The sequence below is a fragment of the uncultured Gimesia sp. genome (assembly GCF_937919775.1).
Classification (GTDB): Bacteria; Planctomycetota; Planctomycetia; order Planctomycetales; family Planctomycetaceae; genus Gimesia.
This window is the reverse complement of the sequence record NZ_CALFPF010000453.1, coordinates 1-5,669: the sequence shown is the minus strand read 5'-3', so window position 1 is coordinate 5,669 and position 5,669 is coordinate 1. Positions and strand designations below refer to the sequence as shown.

The 5,669-nt window shown below is 50.1% G+C and carries 8 protein-coding genes; 5 read left to right on the top strand and 3 right to left on the bottom strand.

Annotation, left to right across the window (positions count from 1 at the left end; all coding sequences use genetic code 11):
- Nucleotides 1-19: 19 nt before the first annotated feature.
- From Q0294_RS12940 to Q0294_RS12930, 3 genes are all read right to left on the bottom strand, one after another.
- Nucleotides 20-769: a DUF1573 domain-containing protein gene (locus Q0294_RS12940; protein ID WP_299465902.1), complete on the bottom strand. Its 750-nt coding sequence runs from the start codon at nucleotides 767-769 to the stop codon at nucleotides 20-22.
- 318 nt (nucleotides 770-1,087) lie between these two features.
- The gene (locus tag Q0294_RS12935) at nucleotides 1,088-1,462 is read right to left on the bottom strand and encodes a Nif3-like dinuclear metal center hexameric protein (protein ID WP_299465899.1); all 375 of its coding nucleotides are present in this window, start codon (nucleotides 1,460-1,462) and stop codon (nucleotides 1,088-1,090) included.
- Nucleotides 1,419-1,904 (bottom strand): Nif3-like dinuclear metal center hexameric protein, encoded by a 486-nt coding sequence (locus Q0294_RS12930; RefSeq protein WP_299465896.1) that lies wholly within the window; start codon nucleotides 1,902-1,904, stop codon nucleotides 1,419-1,421. Before Q0294_RS12930 ends, Q0294_RS12935 begins: the two co-directional genes overlap by 44 nt.
- A 173-nt stretch (nucleotides 1,905-2,077) precedes the next feature.
- Between Q0294_RS12930 and Q0294_RS12925 the strand changes: the two genes are divergently transcribed.
- The 5 genes from Q0294_RS12925 to Q0294_RS12905 all read left to right on the top strand — a co-directional run.
- A complete protein-coding gene (locus Q0294_RS12925) occupies nucleotides 2,078-2,269 on the top strand; it encodes a hypothetical protein (RefSeq protein WP_299465893.1) in 192 nt (63 codons plus the stop codon).
- Nucleotides 2,270-2,432: 163 nt separating this feature from the next.
- Complete coding sequence (locus tag Q0294_RS12920) at nucleotides 2,433-3,347, top strand: DUF1559 domain-containing protein (RefSeq protein ID WP_299465890.1); 915 nt, start codon at nucleotides 2,433-2,435, stop codon at nucleotides 3,345-3,347.
- Nucleotides 3,347-3,688: a hypothetical protein gene (locus Q0294_RS12915; protein WP_299465887.1), complete on the top strand. Its 342-nt coding sequence runs from the start codon at nucleotides 3,347-3,349 to the stop codon at nucleotides 3,686-3,688. Before Q0294_RS12920 ends, Q0294_RS12915 begins: the two co-directional genes overlap by 1 nt.
- Before the next feature lie 30 nt (nucleotides 3,689-3,718).
- Nucleotides 3,719-4,825 (top strand): hypothetical protein, encoded by a 1,107-nt coding sequence (locus tag Q0294_RS12910; protein ID WP_299465884.1) that lies wholly within the window; start codon nucleotides 3,719-3,721, stop codon nucleotides 4,823-4,825.
- Nucleotides 4,825-5,669, top strand: an 845-nt coding sequence (locus Q0294_RS12905; protein ID WP_299465881.1) for a VCBS repeat-containing protein, incomplete at its 3' end; no start/stop codon positions are given. The genes Q0294_RS12910 and Q0294_RS12905, both read left to right, overlap by 1 nt.

Sequence of the window (5,669 nt, the reverse complement as noted above, 5' to 3'; positions counted from 1 at the left end):
TGCATGTTCATACAATCTTTTAATTCACTATGATCGGAACGATTAAATTTGGTTCGGAGTCAATACTTGTCGCGACGGACAGATGTAACTTCTTGCTGCCTTTAGAAGGGGACGAAAACCATTTCTTGCGATCCAAGCTTATTTCAATCGTCTTTATACAGCCCGACAGGTCACCTGTGTTTACGGCTGGTTCGTCAATTTCCTGAACGAAGATTGCCGGGTGAGAACAAATCAACTTTCTCAGCTCAAGATCAGAATTTTCCACTGCGGTAAATCGAATCGTGCATTTGGAAATAGCTTTATCATCAGATTTACTGATTGAGAAACGTGCCTCCTCCGGTTTCAGAACAACAAAGGGCCTGACGTCAGCTCTGACTTCTAGAAGCTGCTCTGTTGTCTTCCCGTTCGCAACATACTTTAGGATCAGAAATACGTTACTCCAGCCTCTTTTTTTTATCGAGTTAAATTCTACAAGTGCCGTTGTCGATTCGCCTGGAGCCAACACGCTTTTGAATGTATCAAGTGTCAGACAACCACAACTTGCCTGCAGCTGAATCTGATCAATCGGTTTCGTAGAAGTATTTTTTAACATGAAACGGGTTTTATTTAGTGTGCCCTGTTTCACTGATCCCAGATCTGCAACCACGGGTGAAATTAGTAATCCATCGCGAATCGTCGCATTCTCTTGATCTGAAATGAAAAACATCAGTCGAATTGAATTAGCCAGAAACAAGCAACCAATAAGCCCGAAAACACATTTATTAATCATATGTATATTCGCTAAATATCCAAACGATCCGTTAAATGACGATTAAATACTGAGTCCGCCCAGAAATTGTGCCGTTTGACCACTCACCCAAAAATACACATAGCATACAAGTGTATCTAAAACTTATGATCAGGTCTAGAAAAAAATTTGTTTTTTACGAATTCGGACCAGCACAGCTTAAATTTTCATAACCATTCCATGGTTTCCGCTCGAAGCATTATTTCCGAACTGTCATTCAGGTATCTTATCTGCGCAAACTGTGAAAATCCTTTAAAACTCTACTATAACAGCACTTATTTCAGGCTGTTGAGAGAAATCTTATTCCAGATCGCAGTCCCATTGCAGCGGATCGGTTTCCTGCTGGCTGGCCCAGATTTTCAATTTCGGAAACTGCCGATGTAACAATTGTGCCATCTGCTCCATCGCCGGTCGTTCCGTGGCGTAATGTCCGGGCAGAATCAGTCCCATGCCGTGTGCCCGGGCTTCCAGGCAGGCATGAAATCTGGCTTCGCCGGTCAGTAGAGCCTGACAGCCGCAGCGGTGGGCGTCATTCAAGAATTCGGCGGCTGCCCCGCAGGCGATACCGATGCGACGGATGCGCAGCGCAGGATCACCCACAAATTGCAGCGAGGAGATCCTCAGGGCCTGCTTAATCAACTGGTTTAACTGCGCCAGCGTGAGTTCTGCAGGCAATGCCAAACCGGCCTGCGCCTCTGCCTGCTTCGCCCGACGGTTCTGTTTTGGAAATAACGGGCCTGAGGATGCCAATCTCTTCCAGTCCCAGCAGTTGAGCCAGCTGCCAGTTGATGCCCCGCTCGGCACTGTCATAAGAGGTATGCGGGCTGTACACTGCGATTTTTGTCTGGATGAGATCCAGCAGCATTTTGCCTTCGATCGACGCCGACGTAATCTGTTGCACCGGTCGAAACAGAATCGGGTGGTGGCAGATAATCAGATCGGCTCCCGCGGAAATCGCTTCCGCTGCCACGTCCGGAGTCAGCGTAAGACAGGTGAGAATCTGTTCGACCTTTTGGGCAGGGTCTCCCGTCAATAATCCCACATTATCCCAGCTCTCTGCCAGATCGGGAGGTGCGAGATGCGCCAGATAATCCTGAATTTCTGCTACGTCGTTCATGTCGCTGTACTCCTGGTCTGCTGGGGAGTATTCGATTCCAACTCTCGGGAAATCAATGAAGTTCGGGGTTTTGAGTTACAAATCTGAATTGATCAATGCATCATACAGCACTATACTTCGTTTAACCAAAGAACATGAGATTCATTTCTACGAAATAAAGCAAGGTCAGCACTATGGGTCTTAAAACACGATTGATTGTTCTGTTCGTGATCGCTTTCGGCGCCTGCATCATTCTGAACGGGCCGGACATTCTGGTCTACCTGATCGCGCAAGCCGCCATTTCAGGGACATTTATCGCGATGTGCCTGAAGAAAGAACGTGAAATCATCGCAAAGCAGAACCAGGCGGATGCAGGCTCTGAATAGTCACTGAAATCAGGCTGCTTGGCTTGCTTTTTCCGCGAAAAAATTTGTTTCCCCGGCGTTGAAACCGCCCGCTGGCAAGACATTCCCGGTCTGACTTGGTTAGAATGTTAAAGATCGTTTGATCTTTTCAACCATTCTCTCTAGCGATGAAATAACCGTAAGAATGTACTTTCTCGATTCCCGGTCTGTCTTTCAAAAGACGAAGCAGAATTCTTCCACGCCTGTTCGCAAGCACGGCTTCACCCTGATTGAACTGCTGGTGGTGATTGCCATCATTGCCGTTCTGGTCGCGTTGCTCTTACCCGCTGTGCAGCAGGCACGCGAAGCGGCTCGGATGGCGCAGTGCAAAAATAACCTGCGGCAGATTGTTCTCGCCTGTCACATGTATGCCGACTCGAATGGCGGCTATTGGCCAAGAGCAGCCCCAGATCATCATGACGGCTTTGGCGGTAAAAAACGCTGGCATGGAGAACGGGTCACCTCAGACGGCACCACGAAGTTTCAGCCTCACCTGGGACCGTTGGCTCCCTTCCTCGAACAAAGTGCGGAAATAAAAAAGTGCCCTACCTTTGGTAACTTCGCCGCTCATGGAACGGTTTCCAATGCCTTCGAAGGAGGGACCGGGGGCTATGGTTATAACCAGGCTTATCTCGGGGGGACTTCCTGGAAATACACATATCCGACCAGCAATATGGTAGCGACTAACATGCGGGAAATTGGCAGCCTGGCGCGAACAGTGGCGTTTTCTGACGCGGCTTTAGCGCAAGGTTTTCCGGACCTGCACATTATTGAATACAGTTTTATCGAGCCCCCTTTCTTTATTGATAACTGGACGCCCACTTATCAGGAAGCACCCTGGCGTCCCGATCCTTCTATTCATTTCCGCCATACGGGGACTGTTGCAAACATTGGCTGGGCAGACGGACGCGTCACCTCAGCCGTCATGTCCGGCACCGGCAACTCAGCTTATGGAGGAGATCCCAGAAAGTTTCAAATTGGCTGGTTCGGACCGATGGACAGCAACATCCTCTTCAGTAACAAAGACAAACTGGAAACTGATATGGGAGGCGTTTTTTAATGGGTGTTTCGAGCTCTCCTGCGATCAATTTTTGTCTGCTGGCGGTCTGCCTGATCGTATCTCAAAGTTGTTCTGAAGAACGTCCTTTCGTTCCTCAACCGTCTGCGGAATATGTCGTGATGGTCAACGCACAAGGCGAGCCGGAAAATATCCTGATCGAGCAGTTCTTCAAAAAGCAGGATCACGCGGACGGAGTCAAAGTCCTGGTCGTAGAAAAGAAAAGTAAAACACAGACTCTGATCACACCGGCAGAGTTGTTAAAGCAGAATCCGAATGCCGGCCCCTATATCATCTTCAAACATGATGACCCGGAACGTTCGTTTGATGATATTCCCCGTTAAGCTGTTACTTCTGAAATCTGGAATGACACCATGCATCGTTTTGTTTCACTCGTAAGCCTATTGCTGTTAAGTCTGTGTGCATCACAACTCTCAGCACAAACCGTTTCTACACTCGCAGGCACAGGCAAGCAGGGGCACACCGGCGATGGCGGTCCTGCTGTGGAGGCGATGGTCGGGGAACCGTACGGTCTCTCGCTCGGCCCGGATGGCGCTTTGTATGTCTGTGAAATCAAAAGTCACGTCATTCGCCGCATCGATGAAAAAACGGGAACGATTTCCACTGTCGCCGGCTCGGGCAAAAAAGGATACAGCGGAGATAGTGGCCCCGCGCTGGAAGCAAAACTGAACGAGCCTTACGAAGTTCGCTTCGATCAAGCGGGCAATATGTATTTCGTCGAAATGGTGAATCACATTGTCCGCCGCGTGGATGCCAAAACGGGCAAAATCGAAACCGTCGCCGGTACGGGCAAAAAAGGTTTTTCCGGAGACGGTGGTCCGGCGACGGAAGCCACTTTCGCACAACCTCACTCCATCGCACTGGACAAAAACGATAATCTGTATGTCTGCGATATCGGCAACCATCGCATTCGCCGCGTCGATTTGAAAACCGGTATCGTGAGTACCTTTTCCGGAACGGGCGAGAGAAAGCCGACCCCCGATGGCGCAGCAGTTTCAGGCACACCACTGAATGGGCCGCGCGCTTTGGACTTCTTCGACGAAGGCGCGGGAAAGGGTTCTTTGTATCTCGCATTGCGGGAAGGAAATATGGTGTATCGGATCGATTTGGATAATGAGACTTTACATCACATCGCGGGGACTGGTAAAAAAGGATATACGGGGCATGGCGGACCGGCAAAATCAGCTACTTTGTCAGGTCCCAAAGGAATTTCCGTCGCCCCCAACGGTGACATTTATCTAGCCGACACCGAAAGCCACACCATTCGCGTGATTCGTAAAAAGAACGGTATCATCGAAACGGCAGTCGGAGATGGCAAAAAAGGAGACGGCCCTGAGGGAGACCCCGCGAAGTGCCGCATGGCGCGACCGCATGGTGTCTATGTCGGACCAAAGGGAAATGTCTATATTGGTGACAGTGAAACTTATCGCGTTCGCAAGTTAACATCGGGACAACAATAATGAACATCAAACATCCGCTCTATCTCCGCTTGAGTACTCTCTCTGTCGCCACACTGCTGGTTCTGCTGGGTAGTTCGTTTGAACTTTCCGCCGGCGAAACCTGGCAGCGGCAGCAACTGGACGCCGCCTTCCGCTCGGAAGGTTCCGCAGCCGCCGACGTGAATAAAGATGGTAAAATGGACGTCATTGCCGGCGATGTCTGGTATGAAGCACCGGACTGGAAAATGCACGAAATTCGCAAGCCGGGAAAGTTTGTCGCCGGTGTTGGATACAGTGACAGCTTCTGCAACTTTGCCTACGACATCAACCAGGATGGCTGGACCGATTTCATTTACGTCAGCTTTCCCGGCAAGGAATTCTACTGGTATGAAAACCCCAAGAACGAAGCGGGGCATTGGAAAGAACATCTGATCTGGCACAGCATCTGTAATGAAACACCGAAGTTCGCCGACCTGACCGGAGACGGGAAACCCGAATTGATTTTCGGATCTCAGCCGGAACAGCAGATGGGATATCTGGAAATTCCGTCACCCGAACTGGCCACCAAAAAATGGACGTTCATGCCCATCAGCCAACCCGGCGATCCAATGAAAAACGGGACGTTCAAATATTACCACGGCCTCGGAGTCGGCGATTTCAACAAGGACGGTCGCCAGGATGTACTCATTCCGAACGGCTGGTGGGAAGCCCCCAAAGTCCTGGGAGAAGGACTCTGGGAATTCCATCCCTTTACGCTCAGCGTGAATGGTGCAGAGCCTTCGGAAAAGATGGCCGACCTGTATGTGGAAGACCTGGACCTGGATGGCGACAACGACATCATCGGCAGTTCCGCGCATGCGTTTGG

What these genes read in the sequence shown, in the direction of transcription:
- Q0294_RS12940 (WP_299465902.1), bottom strand. Translation starts at nt 769, where the DNA reads ATGATTAATAAATGTGTTTTCGGGCTTATTGGTTGCTTGTTTCTGGCT.
- Q0294_RS12930 (WP_299465896.1), bottom strand. Translation starts at nt 1,904, where the DNA reads ATGAACGACGTAGCAGAAATTCAGGATTATCTGGCGCATCTCGCACCT.
- Q0294_RS12925 (WP_299465893.1), top strand. Translation starts at nt 2,078, where the DNA reads ATGGGTCTTAAAACACGATTGATTGTTCTGTTCGTGATCGCTTTCGGC.
- Q0294_RS12920 (WP_299465890.1), top strand. Translation starts at nt 2,433, where the DNA reads ATGTACTTTCTCGATTCCCGGTCTGTCTTTCAAAAGACGAAGCAGAAT.
- Q0294_RS12915 (WP_299465887.1), top strand. Translation starts at nt 3,347, where the DNA reads ATGGGTGTTTCGAGCTCTCCTGCGATCAATTTTTGTCTGCTGGCGGTC.
- Q0294_RS12910 (WP_299465884.1), top strand. Translation starts at nt 3,719, where the DNA reads ATGCATCGTTTTGTTTCACTCGTAAGCCTATTGCTGTTAAGTCTGTGT.